This is a genomic window from Pedobacter immunditicola, assembly GCF_037482985.1.
In the GTDB taxonomy this organism is placed as follows: domain Bacteria; phylum Bacteroidota; class Bacteroidia; order Sphingobacteriales; family Sphingobacteriaceae; genus Pedobacter; species Pedobacter immunditicola.
On sequence record NZ_JBBHKC010000001.1, the window covers coordinates 505,279 to 522,837 of the forward strand.

A 17,559-nucleotide genomic window follows, 5' to 3' on the forward strand; every position below is an offset into this window, starting at 1 on the left:
ATCATCATGAAACTCAATATAAAACAAATTCAAACCCTACTTTTGCTGGTATTCCTGGTGTTTGGCAGTAGTTGCAAAAAATTCCTGGAGGAAGAAGATCCATCAAATTTATCTCCTGATACTTATTATACACTTCCTGAGCATGCCGAAGCAGCGGTTGCTGCCGCTTATGCAAGGACCAGGTTTATCGGTGAGGGTGCAGGTATCTTTGTAGTCAATCTTTCCATGCTGGAAGTGGTAACGGGAACGGCAAAAACAGAAACCGGACAGAATTCTGACCTGAATAACCTTGTTGGTTTATCCTATAACGGTGATAATCTACTGGTTAGAAACTGGTGGACCGGCTTGTATAGTGTCATTGCCCAATGTAACCTTGTGCTGGACAAAGTGCCAGGCATTACGCCAATGGATGAAAGCCGGAGAACGCAGATTTTGGGAGAGGCCAGGTTTCTGCGTGCCTGGGCCTATTTTTACCTGGTGCGTTTATATGGTGATGTACCTTTAATAACCGCACCACAGGAGGCTAATTCCGAGAACTTTTTTCCTTCCAGGAGTCCTTCAGAAGAGGTTTATAACGTTATTTTGGATGACCTTAGCCAGGCAGAAGCTGCAGGCTTGCCCTGGAAAGATGCCAGTGGCAGGGTGACCCTCGCTGCTGTAAAATCTTTAATGGCTAAGGTATACCTCACCATGGCTGGTCAGCCGCTTAATAAAGGCGCTTCCCATTATCAACTGGCCAGGGATAAAGCGCTCGATGTGATCACCAACAGTGGCATCAGTCTGTTTCCTACCTATGCCGATTTACACAGCCTCACCCAGGAAAACAGGGAAGAACATATCTTCCAAATCCAGTACCTGGCTACCATTTCAGGTAACACGATGCAGCAGGAATTCCTGCCGAATTTTAAGAATGTTTCCGCTTATAGTGATGAGATAGGAACTACCGTGCCTACGGTACAATTTTATAACTCTTACGAAGCAGGTGACCTCAGGGCCGTAGACCGGGAAGGTTTCTTCTATACTTCCTATTATGACGGCGGAAATGGCCCTTTAAAGCCTTTAAATGCGCCCTATATCTTTAAGCACTTTGATGTGGTTGCACACGGCACACAGGGTGTTGCGGGAACAACACAGTCTGATTTAAATTGGCCTCAAATCCGCTATGCAGAAGTGCTGTTAATTTATGCAGAAGCACAAAACCGTGCAGACGGTAGTCCGAATGCACAGGCTTATGATGCCGTTAATGCCATTAGAACCCGTGCACAGTTGGCTCCACTGGCAGGGTTAACCCAGGCTGCTTTTGAAGAAGGCGTTTGGAGGGAGCGCTGGCATGAACTGTGTTACGAGGGAATTACCTGGTTTGATATGGTACGGTTAAGGAAAGTTTATAACGAAACTACAAATGGCTTTGATGATTTTGTAGGACATAGTTTCCCGGATAACCCAACGATCGTATTAGCGGAGCGGCACCTGTTGTTTCCGTTGCCTACAGCAGAGTTGAGGAACAACCCAAACTTAACCCCTCAAAATCCTGGTTATTAATTTTTAATGCGGTAAATGATTTTAGGGCTGCCCTTAGTGAGGCAGCCCTAAAATCATGTTTTTTATAAGGTGATAAATTATTTGGCAATTAAAACCTATAGCGATGAGTACTTCAGATCAAACCCATGACCACAAGACCATCCAAAACTGGGTGGAGAAAAGAAAAGGTGTACCTTCCAAAATTAAGGGCACGAATAAAAAAGAAGATGAAGGTGTATTAAGGATACATTTTCCTGAACACAGTAAAAGCGATAATTTCGAAGAGGTTAGCTGGGAGGAATTCTTTGCAGAGTTTGATGCCAAGAAACTTGATTTCCTTTATCAGGATAAAAAGGCCGACGGTGAAACCAGCACCTTCCATAAATTTGTAGCGCGCAAGTAATTTACCGGTTATTTTTAACCGTTTACCGTTGATTTTCCTTTGCACACCACTAGCATCTGGATCTGCCTTGTTTTCTGTGGTAGTTTTGAAGAAAAAAGATCATGGAAACGCTAAATAACAAAAAATCAAAACGCTATTTTATTATAGGTGTCCTGTTAATGGCAATAGGAATTATTTCATTGGTGCAGAACATTGGTGTATTCATACCCGGCTGGGTCATCAGCTGGCATACCATCCTATTAACCATTGGATTGTTAATCGGCTACCGTAAGCACTTCAAAGCAGGGGGCTGGATCATCCTGGTATTTATTGGCGGCCTGTTTACCTTGCAAAGCATTTTAACCATTTCCTTGTCGCCTTATATGTTTGCATTGGTTTTAATAGGCCTCGGACTGTACCTTTTGCTTAAACCCACGCACACACCCGGCAATTGCAGGTTCAGCGCAGAAAACGAACACTAATTACCCTAAATTATCGACATAGCGGCCGTTTCATTAAAATGATACGGCCGTTTTTTATGTAAGTTTTCGTCGATTGTGCAAAACCTATAATTTTATCTTAAAACAATTTATTTTATCTATTAATAATTATTATTTTAAATATATAGTTATAAATTTAAAAATAAATATATTTTCCAACTCTCTTGGTAGTTCCCCAAAATTTCATCAATTTTAATAAAGTGCAATAACCAAATAAAAACCTCATTATGAAAAAACGATTTACTATTTATCTCAGGCCTCGGTTTGAGAAAAAAGCAGGTATGTTGTTATGCAAAAGTTTCTTTCTCTTAACTTTTGTCACCAGCACAGCATTTGCTGCATCCCCGGTCAGCGAGACCGAAAGATCCCTTAATTTATCAAGCCTGAAATTCTTTCAGCAAAGCGACATTCCGATCAGGGGTACTGTCAAAGATGAAAACGGTTTACCACTACCTGGAGCCTCTGTGGTGGTAAAGGGTGTAAAAAGCGGTACCGTCGTTGATGCGAGCGGAAACTTCGCCCTCAACGTTCCTTCACAATCGGCCATCCTTGTGGTAAGTTTTACTGGTTATAACTCGAAAGAAGTTGTTGTGGGCAGTCAAACTACCATTAACATTCAACTTAGCCCGACAGATGAATCTTTAAATGAAATTGTTGTCATTGGTTACGGTACCGCCAGGCGGTCTGACCTTACCGGAGCAGTAGGATCTGTAAAAGCGGAACAACTGCAGGAACGTCCGGCTGCATCTTTAAACCAGGCCCTGAGCGGAAGGATCTCCGGTGTGCAGGTAAACAGCAACTCGGGAAGGCCGGGCGGAAGAGCCAACGTAAGGATACGTGGTTTCAGCTCCATTAACTCCTCTAACAATCCCTTGTACGTGGTTGATGGAATCCAGATGCCGGTGGGTAATCAAGCCCAGGCAAGTCAGGCCATTGACTATATCAACCCGAATGATATCGTTTCGGTGGAAGTATTAAAAGATGCTTCCTCTACGGCCATTTATGGTTCAAGAGGTGCAAACGGTGTAATTTTGATTACCACTAAACGCGGATCGACCGGTGAAGGAAAAGTTACGTATAATGTGGATTTCAGTGTTCCTACAGTTGGCCCGAACTTCCCTGAGGTGTTAAATGCTGCAGAATACCTGGCCGTGGAAGACCTTGCTTATGCCAACATGCAGAAGTATGACCCGGAAGGATGGGCCGCCGGCAGGTTTGTGACCAGGAATCCAGCTTTGGCAAGAAAGGACCCAAGGGTGTTTGACAGCAATGGAAACCCATTATTTGATACCAACTGGCTGGATGAAGCCACGCAAAGTAAATTATCACAGAACCACCAGTTAGGCTTTAGTGGTGGAAATGAGCGTACCAATTACTCTTTTTCTGCAGGTTACAGGGATGACCAGGGGTTAATTAAAACCTCTTACCTTAAACGCTATTCAGGTAGGTTCACCATAGACGACCAGGTAAAGAAATGGTTGAAAGTTGGTGGTACATTAAGTTATACCAACCAGGATGAAAACCTGGTGGATCATCATGACCAGACGGTTCGTAGTATCCTGGAAGATTTTCCTTTTCTACCGGTAACTTATGCAAATGGTGTTTATGCAGACAACAGGCATTATCCAAATGCTGAAGGTCGTTTTAATGTAATTCACCGTTTAAATGAAACTAAGTTTTTGCTGGAAACACAAACTACCTTAGCTAGTTTATATTCTAATATCACGCTGACAGAAGGTCTGGAGTTGCGTACTTTAATCGGCGCAAACATTATTGGCCAGGAAAACAATGAATTCACCAGTCGTACCCTAAATATTGGTGAACGTGGTTTTGCTGCCGCCAGAAATAGAAATGAGACTTTTTGGTCTGTGGAGAATTTCCTTACTTACAACAAACGCTTTAAAGAAATTCACTCCTTTACAGGTTTGGCAGGTATTTCCATTCAGGAAAGTAACTTCAATAACATGAGTTCCCAGGTAAGGGGATTTTCAACCGATTATTTTGAATTCAATAACTTAGGTGCTGGTAGTTTAAACCCTCAGGTAGGAACAGGAAAGTCCAGACAATCACTGAATTCTTATTTTGGAAGGCTTAATTACAGTTTGAAGGACAAGTATTTATTCACTGCCACAGGTCGTGCGGATGGTTCCTCAAAATTCGGGGAAAACAACAAATTTGCATTCTTCCCTTCTGCTGCCCTAGCCTGGAGAGTTTCTGAAGAAGGCTTTTTAAAAGACAGCAAAACAATCTCCAACTTAAAACTTCGTGCCAGTTACGGGGTGTCAGGTAACTCTGAAATTCCACCTTATTCTTCTTTATCCCTGCTAAGTTCTAATTACAGTGCTGTTTTTAACAATGAAAGGGTAGTAGGAACGGGTATCAACAGGTTGCCGAACGAAGATTTGAAATGGGAAAAAACTGCGCAGAGCGATTTTGGTGTAGAGCTGGGTTTATTTGATGGTAAAATTTCCCTGGAAGCAGATATTTATTACCGTAAGACCACTGATATGCTTTTGGATGCGCCAGTACCACGTACCAGTGGTTATGCGACCATCAGGAAAAATATCGGGTCAATGGAAAATAAAGGTATAGAGCTAGCGATCAATACCCGGAATTTCAACAGCGAAAATTTCTCATGGAATACCACGTTCAATATCTCCATGAATAAAAATAAAATCCTTTCCCTTGCAACTCCTGCTGATATCTTCGGTATCGGCGGACCAAACTTCACCAATCCGACCAACATTATTCGTATTGGAGAAGAAGCCGGTTCTTTCTGGGGACTTACCCGTTTAGGTGTATGGTCTGAGGCTGAAAGAGCAGAGGCAGCAAAGTTTGTAAGTTATCGTAATGGTAAAACCATTTTGCCTGGTGATATTAAATACCTGGACGTGAATGGAGATTATGCCATTAATGATGCTGACAGGATGATCATCGGTAATGGTAGCCCGGATGCATGGGGTGCTTTAACGAATACTTTCCGCTATAAAAACCTGGACCTTACCGTTGAACTACAGTATTCAATAGGCAATGATTTGATGGACATGACCTCACACTCCAGTGAAGACAGACAATCCCTGGCGAACAGTTATAAAACAGTCTTGAATGCCTGGACACCGCAAAATCAAAACACCCCAATTGCAGAAATACGGGATACTCGTGCAGGTTATGTAACCAATGTGGATACCCACTGGATCAAGGATGCTTCGTTTATACGCGGAAGGAACTTGTTGCTGGGCTATACCTTCGGTGATGCCATGGCCCAAAAAATGCGTTTGAACAGGTTCAAAGTTTTTGTGTCTGCACAGAATTTTTTCCTGATCCATAAAGACGAACTTCAGGGTGATCCAGAAGCAACGCCAACGGGTGGTTATGCTAATGATGGCAATAACGTGTTCTCGCAAGGGATGAACTGGCAAAGCTATCCAAGACCGACCATTTTTATGGTTGGATTGAATGTTACCCTATAACGTGTTTTATTTAAAAATATTAAGCTGATATGAAACTTAACATCGCAAAAAATATATGCAGCATTTTCATCTTCGGAAGTGTCATGCTCGGATCCGGCTGTTCCAAATTTCTGGACGAACAGGATCCCTCAAATCTTACCCCCGAAAGCTTCTACACGATACCTGAACATGCTGAATCTGCTATTGCATCAGTATATGCAGATACCAGGTTTATCGGTGATGGTGCCGGTATCTTCTCCTCTAACTGGCAATTATTAGAAGCCGTTACGGGGACCGCAACTACCGAGACGGCCCAGAATTCTGACCTTAACAACCTTTTAGGGTTAATCCATGATGGAAACACAGGCCATGTGATCAATTGGTGGAATGGTCTTTATCGTGTAATCGCTCAAGCCAACCTTGTGCTGGAAAAAGTTCCGGGTATCCCCGAAATGGATGAAGCTCAAAAGAAACGCATTTTGGGTGAAGCGCACTTTTTACGTGCATGGGCTTACTTTTATGCAGTAAGGTTATGGGGCCCGGTACCCATCATTACCAAACCACAAACTACCGCCTCTGAAGACTTCCTTCCTGCGCGTGCCCCTGTTGAAGAGGTGTATAACCTTATTGTGTCTGATCTGACAACTGCAGAAGCTGCAGGCCTGCCCTGGATGGATAAAAGAGGCAGGGTTTCAACGGCAGCTGTGAAATCTGAAATGGCCATTGTTTACCTAACCATGGCCGGACAACCTTTAAATAAAGGTGCATCACATTATAAGCTGGCTGCTGATAAGGCTAATGAAGTAATTACCTATGCCAACAGTAACCCCAATGTGATTAATCTTTTTGATACTTACGCAGACGTCCACAGAGAAAGTTTAAAGAATGAGCGGGAGCATATTTTTATGCTGCAATACAATTCTCTGGTGGCCAGCAATCCGATGGATAATATGTATCCAAACTTTAAGCCGGTGACTTACAATGGTGCTTCCGGTACAGGTAGTACCGTGCCTACGGCTCAGTTTTATAGGTCTTATGAAAATGGTGATCTTCGTGCGGTGGACAGGGAAGGTTATTTTTATACCAGTTATTTTACAGATGGTAATGGTGCTTTATTTCAATTAGGTGCTCCTTATATTTTTAAACACTTTAATACCGTTGCTAATGGTAGTTCAGGGGTTGCTGGTACAAGAACGAACAACCTGAATGTGCCTTTGATTCGTTATGCTGAAGTTTTATTGGTTCATGCTGAAGCTCAAAACGAATTAGGCGGTCCGACTCCGGAGGCTTACAACGGCCTTAAACGGATAAGGGACAGGGCTAAGCTGGTTACTCCTGATTTAGGAACTTATACACAATCTACTTTCCGCGAGGCGGTTTGGAGAGAAAGATGGCATGAGCTGTGTTATGAGCAGATCACCTGGTTCGATATGGTACGCTTGAGAAAAGTATATAACGAAACGACTAATGGATTTGATAATTTCGTAGGTCATGTTAACCTAAGTTCTAATCAGGCCTTGCAGGAAAAACATTTGTTATTCCCTCTTCCGAGACCTGAATTGCAAAATAACCCTAATTTGACTCCTCAAAATCCGGGATATCCAAATTAGGACTTTTCATTACATTTTGTCTCTCCAATCGACACCCCACAATCATAAATGTGGGGTGTCTTTTTTTGGTGTTTTCTTTTGATTATCTTCACAGCTGGCAAAAAAGTCGTTACATGACACCAGGTAAAGCATTCGCTACTCTTAAACCTTTTAAAAGAAAATAAAAAAACCGATGAATAGATCCATTAAACACAGTCTGGTTATTCTTGTTACATTGTTTCCTATTTTTGTGCAGGCACAAAAAAGTAATACACTACAAAAAAGCGGAATGATGTATCCAGAAACAAAAAAAGAAAACATACAAGACAATTATTTCGGTACTGTCATTCAAGATCCATATCGCTGGCTTGAAGATGACCGTTCTGAAAAAACAAAAGCCTGGGTGGAAGCTCAGAATAAAGTAACTCAAAACTATTTATCCCAGATTCCTTTCCGCGGCGCTATCAAAGAGCGTTTGAAACAACTGATGAATTATGAAAAATATTCACAGCCGTTTAAGGAAGGGGAGTATACCTATTTCTATAAAAATACGGGTCTTCAAAACCAAAGTGTACTGTACCGTCAAAAAAACGGTGACGAACCAGAAGTTTACCTTGATCCGAATACTTTCTCTAAAGATGCGACCACTTCCCTGGCAAATCTTAATTTTTCCAAAGATGGCAGTTTATTAGCTTACCAATTGTCTAAAGGCGGTTCCGACTGGACCGACGCTGTAGTGATGAAAGCGGTTGATAAGACCATGATCGGTGATACTTTGAAAGACATCAAATTCTCCGGAATAGCATGGCATGGCAACAAAGGCTTTTATTACAGTACTTATGATAAACCAACAGAAGGTAGCCAGCTGAGTGGCTTAACCCAGTACCATAAACTCTATTACCATCAGCTTGGGACTTCACAGAAAGATGATCAGCTGATTTTTGGTGGCGATAAAACACCACGCCGGTACATCGGTGCTGGGGTAACAGAAGACGAGCGTTACCTGATCATTTCCGCTGCCAATTCTACTTCCGGCAATGAATTGTATATCAAAGATTTGTCGGTTCCCGGTTCTCCTATTTTACCTGTGGTGAGCAATTTTGAAAGAGACCACGATATGATTGACAATGTTGGGAGCAAACTTTATATTTATACCAGGTTAGATGCTCCAAATGGACGTGTGGTAACCGTTGATGCGGCAAATCCTGGCCCAGAGAACTGGAAGGACCTTATTCCTGAAACTCAAAATGTATTGAGCCCATCTACAGGAGGTGGAAAGATCTTTGCAAAATACATCAAAGATGCGGTTTCTATGGTGTTGCAATATGATCGCAATGGCAAGCTGGAGCATGAAATTGAATTACCTGGCATCGGTACGGCATCTGGTTTCAGCAGCAAGGAGCATGAAAAAGAGCTTTTTTATATTTTTACATCCTATGTTTATCCAACAACAATCTTCAAATATTCCCTGCTTACCGGGAAATCTGAAGTGTATAAAAAACCAGGGGTAGATTTTGATCCTGCAAAGTATGAATCAAAGCAGATTTTTTACAGCTCAAAAGATGGCACCAAAGTTCCAATGATCATCACCTATAAAAAAGGACTTCAACTGAACGGCAAAAATCCTACCCTGTTATATGGTTATGGAGGCTTCAGTGTAAGCTTAACGCCGGCTTTCAGTACGTCGGTAGTCGCTTTGCTGGAACAAGGAGCAGTTTATGCGGTACCGAACCTGCGTGGTGGTGGTGAATATGGTGAAAAATGGCACGTGGCAGGAACCAAGCTGCAAAAACAAAATGTATTCGACGATTTTATTGCAGCTGCCGAATACCTGATTGCACAGAAATACACCTCGAAGGATTACCTGGCTATTATGGGTGGCTCGAACGGCGGTTTATTGGTTGGAGCAACCATGGCGCAGCGCCCTGAGCTGGTGAAAGTTGCCTTTCCTGCTGTTGGGGTGTTGGACATGCTGCGGTACCATAAATTTACCTCTGGTGCCGGCTGGGCCTTTGATTATGGCACGAGCGAAGATTCCAAAGAGATGTTCCAATATCTTCACAAGTACTCCCCGTTACATGCGCTAAAACCTGGTGTAAAATATCCCGCAACAATGGTCACCACCGCTGATCATGATGACAGGGTAGTGCCCGCTCACTCTTTCAAGTTTGCAGCTAAGCTACAGGAAAGTCAGGGTGGACCTGCACCGGTGCTGATCAGTATACAAACCAATGCCGGCCATGGTGCAGGTAAGCCTACAGATAAAGCCATCGAAGAAACAGCCGACAAATGGGCGTTCTTATTTTACAATATGGGCTTAAACTATAAGCAATAAGTTAAGCCTCAATGGCACCAATATACTGACTATCGGCTACATCCAGACGATCGTTAGACACAAATGAAACATAGAGCTCAAAACGCTCTTGATGCAAGGAGGCTGGGATTTCTAAAATATCCCAGCCTTTTGTTCTTTTAGCTCCGCTGGTTACATAAAAATGAAGGTCCTTTTCCGTTGTATAAGCCAAGAGCATCACCTGGTCTTCTGTTTCAGGCCAGACGGGCTTCACCGCATGTTCCCATGTGAATTTTAAACCTTCCTCCACCCAAGTCGCATTAACGTTGGTGGCTTGCGTTAAACTGCCCTTGCTAAGTATAATTTTTGAATAATCTATTGTGATGTCTGGATAGTAGCCGGTCATTGCTTGTGGCTTGTTGTACTGAACAGCCAGGTTGTGAAAGTTCTTTTTCGTGCCCACAGCGCCCGGATGAAAACCTGTTTTGATAAAAGCTTCAGCGCCTTTGACAAATGCATTGATCACTTTCATTTGCTTTTGGTTGTTCAATTGTGCGATTGTAGCTGGTTTTTTAGAAGGCCCCGCTACCGATTTGAGGATCTGCTGACCGTTTAATTCATAGGATACAAGGTTATTCACCTTTCCTGTAAAGCCGCCAAATGGTCCGTTTTTTAATATTCCCATGATTAATTTGCTTAATGATTTATAGGTTGATATTAATCTATAAAATTATACTGTTAATTTAACGATAATAATTTACATTAAACAAATGATTACCAAAGTTTTTCTTAAGTATTGGCAGGGCCTTTTCAGGGCGTTGGAAGGGCTGGCAACCCTGGTTAGACCCTGCCAAGGCCCTAGCAACGCCCTACCAATGCCTCCCCAACCGTCGGTGTTCTCTTCCTTCTCGCCAAATCATTTGATGGTGTGCTCTAAATTTTGTAACTTATAGTGTTGAACCTTAACTTTATAAAAAGAATATGAAAAGAACGATGTTATATACCATGCTGGCTGCGATGCCCCTGGTTTACAGTTGCGGACAAAACACGGAGAAGTCTACTGGTGATGCAGCCGCCAAGCAGGATTCGCTTTTTACGAATGAATGTTATGCCGCTGTGGATTCTAGTGATAAGGCAGATTTAAAGCTTAAAATACATGATGGTAAAGAAGTTACAGGCAACCTGGTCATTAATTATTTTGAGAAAGGAAAAAATGATGGGGTAATCGATGGAGCGTACCGTGGTGATACCCTGTTTGTAGATTATACGTTCAAGATCGGCACGGACAACCCTACAGTTTATAAAAATCCATTAGCATTTTTAAAACGCGGGGATAGCCTTATTCTAGGCGTAGGGCAGATTGAAACAAGTTTGGGAAGATCTTATTTTGTGAAAGGTAAGCCCATTCGCTTTGACAGAAGTAAATTTATTTTTGGTCCGGTGGTTTGTAAATAGTGGATGTTGATAACAGGTGGATAAACCCGTTGATAACCTGTCGATAACCTGTCAGTAACCAGTGAATAACTTGTCAGTAACCAGTGTGAATTATGTTAATAATATGTGGAAATCGAAGGTTAGTCTGTTAATAAAATGTTGATAGATATTTTAAAATAACACTTGACAAGTATAGATAAAATGTTGTAAATTAGATCTATCAAATAAAAAGTACCTTGACAATCTGAGAGAAATCATCCAATAGAAGGATTAAGCCTAAGGGCAGAAACATTCAGGATATTTCGAAGGATCAACAGCTATCAGCATCAAAGGAGACTGCGATGATGAGCTTAAAGTAACCAGGTTGAGAAACCAAGTGAAATAAACTGAATCCCAATCAGAACTTACAAGCTATACGGGTGTCTACGGAACAGGATATAGCGAAGTAACGATAAAGTGTATAAACTGGTTTGAAAAGATCAGGCATACCAATATTTGTCAAAAGGAAACAATATTTGATGACTTTATGGTCGCTACGGCAATCATAAAACGGAACCGGGGAACCAATTCGAACGATGCGGAACTCCGGTTTCATTATTTATAGTCTTTTCATTTTATTTTGTTCTGGCTGTTTGCTTTAACAGGCTGATTGCCGAATCTGAGGCGACCAATAAACCAGCACCTAACATGATTACGTCTTTAATGACCAATCTTCCGGCAACACTCAGGTAAGGAAAACCATGGTGTTCACCTCCTAATGCGGGCACCCAAACTTCTGGCGTGGTCATCATAAAAGTCAGGGTAACCACCGACATCCCCACGGTGAGCAAACCGCCAATTAAGCCCAACTTTGCATTATAAATGCCCAGTAGCGCTAAAACACCGATCATAACAATGACTGTACCCAGCAGGTAGGAGAAGATATAGGTATTATTGGCATGGTGCCACTCGATATTTTTTGGCACATGCTGGCCCTCTTTATTTTTATGTTCATTGTATTCCGGAGCTGGTCTGTCCAGCATGAAACTCATCAGCGGACTGTTGGCAACAAAGGGAATGATTCCTTCTGCTTCATATGGAAAGGCTTTTAATCCGCCAATCCATGCCATGACAATAAATATTGCAATCCGGGTAAAGTTGACAAAATAGCGCTGTGAATTCGCCATGAAATTTAGAAACTGATGCAGTGTTTTTTCCATTCAGCAAAATTAACCCATCCAATTGCACCGGTAAATGGATAAATCTTCCTAAATGATGGATAAATCTGCCACAATAGAAATCCCTACGTCGGCCCTGAACTCGGTAGGAGATACACCGGTGTATTTTTTAAAATAACGGCTGAAATAGTGTTGGTCATCGAAATTCATCAATCCTGCTATTTCCTTAATACTTTTATAGGAAAGGTGTAAATGCTTCTTTGCTTCTAATATCACCCTTTCCTGGATCAAAATAGAGGGTGATTTCCCGAAATATTTGGTGCATTGTTTGGTAAAGCTGTTCGGTGCCAATGACAGTGCATTGGCGTAAAATAAGGGTGATCGCTGTTGAATAAAATTTTCTTCCAGCAGATCCCTGAACTTTTCAATCGCTGAACCAGGTGCAGGCGCCTCATCGATTTGGTCGACCTTCTTGATCCTGCTGGAAACAGCGAGGATCAGCTGTAGGTAGCTTTTTAGAATAGGCTCTGTAAAGGGTAGATTTTTCTCCTTCTCCTTTTCGATCTTTTCAAAGATAGCGTTCAATTCGTTATCTATGAGGTAGATGAAAGGTTGCTGGTAAATATTGTTGAACAACAATCCGTTACAGGCCACTTCTTTCTTATGGTATTCTATACAATAGAAATCACCATGAAAACTAAGTTTCTCCATCCCTTCTTCGATCGTTCCAGAAATTTTGATGTGCTGGTAGGGGGTGGTGAATAAGGCAATCTGACCATCAAATTCTAAATCTACAAAATCGGCACTGATCATGCCTTTTCCCTTCAATAGGAAAATATTGTAAAATGGTACTGCATAATAATCTTTGAAATGATCAGGATCAATTCTTTCAAGTATCAGGTAATCTTTATTTAAAGTCATGTTGCGTTCTCCTCTGCAGCGCCAATAACTGCCGCCAGATTGATTTAAATATAGCGAATTAGCAGAGATAGCAGATTAAATCTCATATTCTTTAACAAAATTCCTAATTTTAAAATCATGAGTAAAGCCCGCAGACCTACATCCGATCAAAAAAAGATATTTGTGCTGGATACTTCCGTTATCCTTTATGATCATAATGCATTTAATAACTTCCAGGAACATGATGTGGCTATCCCCATCCAGGTACTTGAGGAGCTGGATGAGATGAAAACTGGAAATGAAACCAGGAATGCGGAGGCACGAAGTTTTATCCGGTTGATGGACCAGGCTTCGGGCGACAAGATCATGAATACCTGGATTCCTATAAAAGGGGGCAAAGGAGGAAGATTTAAGGTCGTGATGGATTTTCCCGGTGGGGAAGTTAATGCGGAAGCGGTTTTTGGTAAAGGTAAATTTGATCACCGCATTTTAAATGCAGCTCTAGGTCTTAAGCATGAATTTCCGAAGAAAAAGGTGGTGTTGGTATCAAAAGACATTTGTCTGCGGTTGAAAGCCAAATCCCTGGATCTGTATGCTGAAGATTATGAAACCGGAAAGATCAAAAATGTGGAGGAGCTCTATACGGGTAAAACTACCCTGCGGAAATTGCCTGACGCGCTATTTGAAGAATTAAAAGCATCGGGCAGCGTTGAAGCAGGTAATTTTGATTTGCCTTTTAATGCCGGTAATCATTATTATACCCTCAAAGGGAAAAGAAAGTCAGCCATCACTTATTTTGACTTCCTGGCTAATAAGCTTTTTAAAATTCAGAGCCCTACCTTGTTTAAGATTTCGCCTAAAAATGAGGAACAGGCCATGGCCATGCATGCCTTGCTTAATCCGGATATTAAACTGGTGACCATTCAAGGGATGGCGGGTACAGGGAAAACGCTGATTGCCATTGCCAGCGCACTGGAGCAACGTAAAGCTTACCGGCAAATCTATGTCACCAGGCCTATTATCCCACTGAGTAATAAGGATATTGGTTTTTTACCCGGCGATGCAAAGTCGAAAATTGACCCCTATATGGCGCCCATCTGGGATAGCTTAAGGTATATCAAAGAGCAATATAATGATGATCCTAAGGTGCAAAGTCAGATAGATGCATTTGTAACCACAGAAAAAATTGTGATTACCCCATTGGCATTTATCAGGGGCAGAACGCTCACCAAGATATTCTTTATCATTGACGAGGCACAGAATTTAACCCCGCATGAGGTAAAGACCATCATTTCCCGTGCCGGAGAGGATACCAAAATCATATTTACAGGGGATATTTACCAGATCGATGCACCCTACCTCGATGCAGAGAGTAATGGATTGACTTATTTAATTGAAAGCGCGAAAAAACATCCTTTGTATGCACACATTACTTTGGATAAAGGCGAACGCAGTGCTTTGGCGAATTTAGCAAACGACTTGTTATAGCTAATGGCTTCATTCTTTCTTTGGTGCAAACCTGGGGAACTGTTGCAAAATTGGCTGAAGGCCTGAATTGGGCCCGGTTACACTGAGTACCATTTGCTCCAGGGCATAGTCTGAAATTTGCCAGCCCAATGGCAATACCGGCCATACATTATCGGTTTTAATTTTTAAAACCCGGGGGTTCACTGAATAGTAGTTCCAGTTATTTTCTTCTGCCCGTAAACGGATAATGGTTTCGGCCTTTATCGTGTTTCCATTCGTACTGTTCAAAATACCCAGGGCAGGGGCCAGGGGTTCATATAAATTTTTAACCCTTTCTAAGGAGTCCATCACCGGTACACTGTTTGGCAGGGAAAGAATGTTTATCCTAATCTTCAGGTCCCGGTAAGTGGCATCATGCAGCTGCAGGGAGTCCAAGACATACTTAAATACAGTTAATACCTGTAAGGAAGTCTCTGCACCCGAGTTTTCCAGCGTACCGCCATCTGTAAAATGATGCTGTTCATCAAATTTGGCCGTCGGACTCACATAAGGAAAGCGGGCACTTACAAAAGCTGCGGTGCTGAGGTACAGGTCTTGATTTTCGTCGATCAGCTCCTGGAGCAAAATTGAGCCGGGGAAATCGTCTTCGCTTAAGCGCACCGGTGCCAGTATTCCTTTGAAACCTGTCTTGATGTCATAGGTGTTGGAAAAGAATAAAGGGATATTCTTTTGTGGTGGCTGCCAGCCATTGCCAAGCAGGGTAGCATAGTGGAGCCCATATTTTAGGGTGTGAAATTCCCAATTCTTTTCCTGTAAACGAGCCCGGTCAGGATACCAGTGCTGGCCGATTAGGGCCATGAAAGCATCCCTGCCGAAGAGTGCTGCCAGGTTAGCAGTGAGGTAATCATGATGGTAGATTTGCAGCGAGTTGACAGGGTAAAAGAGGGTATCGATTGTAGGGTAGCTTTCATCTGAAATTCTTGCAGCAGCGAGAAGCGACAGGCCGACAGCCCCGCCGGAAACACCGGAATAAGAAAAAGCATAATGTTGGAAATTGTTTGGCAATGCGGGATGACCCTGATTTTCCTGCAGCAGCTGATCCAACCTGCCGATCACCATGGTTGTCCAGGCTGCAGCTTTAATTCCACCGCCGTAAGCATTGACGAAGAAAACAGGATAAGCAACAGTGTCGTGTGCTTTATTGAAAGCAGCGATTTCAGTCCTGCGGCTTTGTAACCATTGGTGTGTATAACTTTTCAGATCTAATTTTTTATACTGACCTGTTGGTTTGGGTACGAGTTGGACTTTGTGGAAATCATTGTTGCTGGTCGCTGATCTGTAGATCACCAGGAGGAGAAACAGGGTAATGAACTGGATTTTTGTTTTGTAGCCGATAATAAGCAGGAACGAAAAGAATAGCGTATAGGCAATCAATGCTGCAATAACGATGGGCAGCGTGTAAAAACGGTCATACCGGGTTAAATAGAATACAATATTCTCAAAATTAAAGGCCACAAAGACCAGTGCGACCAGGATACCTGCTGTAATGATAAATGGAGCAATAGGGATTTTTCTGACGACAGTGATGCAGGTACGGTAGCTGACGGTGACCACAAAAGCGAAAGATAGCAGGAAAAAACCCAGGGAGAGGTAGGCCAAATAATAGGGTTCACGGGTTTCCTGTGAGGTGCCCCAGTAAATGATGGCGCCAAAAACCAGTACCATGGTGATGATATACCTGCCAGCATTGAAATTTCCTTTTGGTTTATAAATCTGGTCCAGCCAATTGTATCGCAGGGCACTCAGGTATAGTATACAGGTAATGATCAATATGACCAGTGGAGAAATATCAGCAGCAAGGTAGCTGATATGGTACGCCTGCATAGTGATGAGCACACCGACTGCAGGGATAAGAAATGTTAATAAGCCTAAAAACCTGGCGAGATCTAATTTATCACGGTCGTTGTCAGCAAACTTCAGGCTTTTGCGCGGTACGGTGGTGAGGTCAATCTCACTGAGGTTATCATAAATTTTAGGTAGATACCAATTGAGCAGCGCCAAAACAGTAGTGGCCGTAAAAAACCAAAATATACCCCAGTCAGAGGTGTTAATGGTGACCAGCAAATCCTTTCCCTGTTCAGTAAAAGCCATTAAAAGAAACAAGGTCAGCAAGCCGGTGAGTACGATGCGGAATTTCCATCCGTAATAAACAAAGCCCTTTAATAGCAAGGATAATTTTTGTAGCCATACACTGATCAACCGGGTGGCTTTTATTTTAATTAAGAAATAAATCAGCGCCGATAGCAGCAATAGGAATTTCAGTAAAGCAGGTAAAAATATCCATATGGCCTTACCTCCAGTCGCCCCCTTATCTGTGTTATAGCGGTATAATACCTTTAAGATCTGGCCGTTTTCGAATAGGTCCAGGATGCCTGCCACAAATACGATAACAGACAACAAAAGCCAATAGTTACTGCTGACCAGCTGATGTGCTGCAGCCAGGTGTTTTCTGTACTTAAAAAACAATAGGGAGAGGAAAAGGACATAAAACAAAATAAAACTGTAATCAGCCTTAGTTTGTTTAATAGCTGTATCTAATCCAGTCAGCTTTTCTGTAATAACGGTATCACGGCTATATATTTGTTGATTGATATAAACACTGTCCCATTCTTTAAGAATCTTTTGTTGCCGGAGTGTCGAAGTACTTAATTCAAGGGAAACAATACCTAAAGGTGCATGACTGGTTTTGAGGAGGAAATTGTTTTTTGTGGTCATGCTCCCAGTTACGAGCAGCCCTATCAATACCAGGTAAAATATTGGTTTTAAGACATTCATAAGAAGATAAGCTTGAAAAGGAGAAATGACAT

General features: G+C 42.2%; 12 protein-coding genes. 8 read left to right on the forward strand and 4 right to left on the reverse strand.

The genetic code is table 11. The features are described from left to right. Window positions 1-6 precede the first annotated feature (6 nt). The 6 genes from WG905_RS02095 (at window position 7) to WG905_RS02120 (ending at window position 9,776) form a co-directional block, all read left to right on the forward strand. A complete protein-coding gene (locus WG905_RS02095; protein WP_339590036.1) occupies window positions 7-1,542 on the forward strand; it encodes a RagB/SusD family nutrient uptake outer membrane protein in 1,536 nt (511 codons plus the stop codon). Window positions 1,543-1,645: 103 nt separating this feature from the next. Further along, complete coding sequence (locus WG905_RS02100) at window positions 1,646-1,924, forward strand: hypothetical protein (RefSeq protein WP_339590037.1); 279 nt, start codon at window positions 1,646-1,648, stop codon at window positions 1,922-1,924. A gap of 101 nt (window positions 1,925-2,025) precedes the next feature. After that, complete coding sequence (locus tag WG905_RS02105; protein ID WP_339590038.1) at window positions 2,026-2,385, forward strand: LiaF transmembrane domain-containing protein; 360 nt, start codon at window positions 2,026-2,028, stop codon at window positions 2,383-2,385. 245 nt (window positions 2,386-2,630) lie between these two features. Continuing rightward, complete coding sequence (locus WG905_RS02110) at window positions 2,631-5,873, forward strand: SusC/RagA family TonB-linked outer membrane protein (RefSeq protein WP_339590039.1); 3,243 nt, start codon at window positions 2,631-2,633, stop codon at window positions 5,871-5,873. Between the two features lie 29 nt (window positions 5,874-5,902). Then, a complete protein-coding gene (locus WG905_RS02115) occupies window positions 5,903-7,462 on the forward strand; it encodes a RagB/SusD family nutrient uptake outer membrane protein (protein ID WP_339590040.1) in 1,560 nt (519 codons plus the stop codon). Window positions 7,463-7,634: 172 nt separating this feature from the next. Further along, entirely contained in the window at window positions 7,635-9,776 is a 2,142-nt protein-coding gene (locus WG905_RS02120) for a prolyl oligopeptidase family serine peptidase (RefSeq protein WP_431844499.1), read from the forward strand. A gap of 1 nt (window position 9,777) precedes the next feature. On the opposite strand, the gene WG905_RS02125 is transcribed toward WG905_RS02120, so the two are convergent. Then, a complete protein-coding gene (locus WG905_RS02125; protein ID WP_339590041.1) occupies window positions 9,778-10,419 on the reverse strand; it encodes a DUF6266 family protein in 642 nt (213 codons plus the stop codon). A 296-nt stretch (window positions 10,420-10,715) separates the two neighbouring features. Here WG905_RS02125 and WG905_RS02130 point away from each other — a divergent pair, with 296 nt between their 5' ends. Next, complete coding sequence (locus WG905_RS02130; protein WP_339590042.1) at window positions 10,716-11,189, forward strand: hypothetical protein; 474 nt, start codon at window positions 10,716-10,718, stop codon at window positions 11,187-11,189. A 593-nt stretch (window positions 11,190-11,782) separates the two neighbouring features. Here WG905_RS02130 and WG905_RS02135 read toward each other — a convergent pair. Further along, a complete protein-coding gene (locus tag WG905_RS02135) occupies window positions 11,783-12,367 on the reverse strand; it encodes a DUF417 family protein (RefSeq protein WP_339590043.1) in 585 nt (194 codons plus the stop codon). Window positions 12,368-12,415: 48 nt separating this feature from the next. Next, window positions 12,416-13,246 (reverse strand): helix-turn-helix domain-containing protein, encoded by an 831-nt coding sequence (locus tag WG905_RS02140; RefSeq protein WP_339590044.1) that lies wholly within the window; start codon window positions 13,244-13,246, stop codon window positions 12,416-12,418. A gap of 117 nt (window positions 13,247-13,363) precedes the next feature. Here WG905_RS02140 and WG905_RS02145 point away from each other — a divergent pair, with 117 nt between their 5' ends. Then, entirely contained in the window at window positions 13,364-14,713 is a 1,350-nt protein-coding gene (locus WG905_RS02145; RefSeq protein WP_339590045.1) for a PhoH family protein, read from the forward strand. A 9-nt stretch (window positions 14,714-14,722) separates the two neighbouring features. Here WG905_RS02145 and WG905_RS02150 read toward each other — a convergent pair whose 3' ends face one another. Continuing rightward, a complete protein-coding gene (locus WG905_RS02150; RefSeq protein WP_339590046.1) occupies window positions 14,723-17,527 on the reverse strand; it encodes a patatin-like phospholipase domain-containing protein in 2,805 nt (934 codons plus the stop codon). Window positions 17,528-17,559 lie beyond the last annotated feature (32 nt).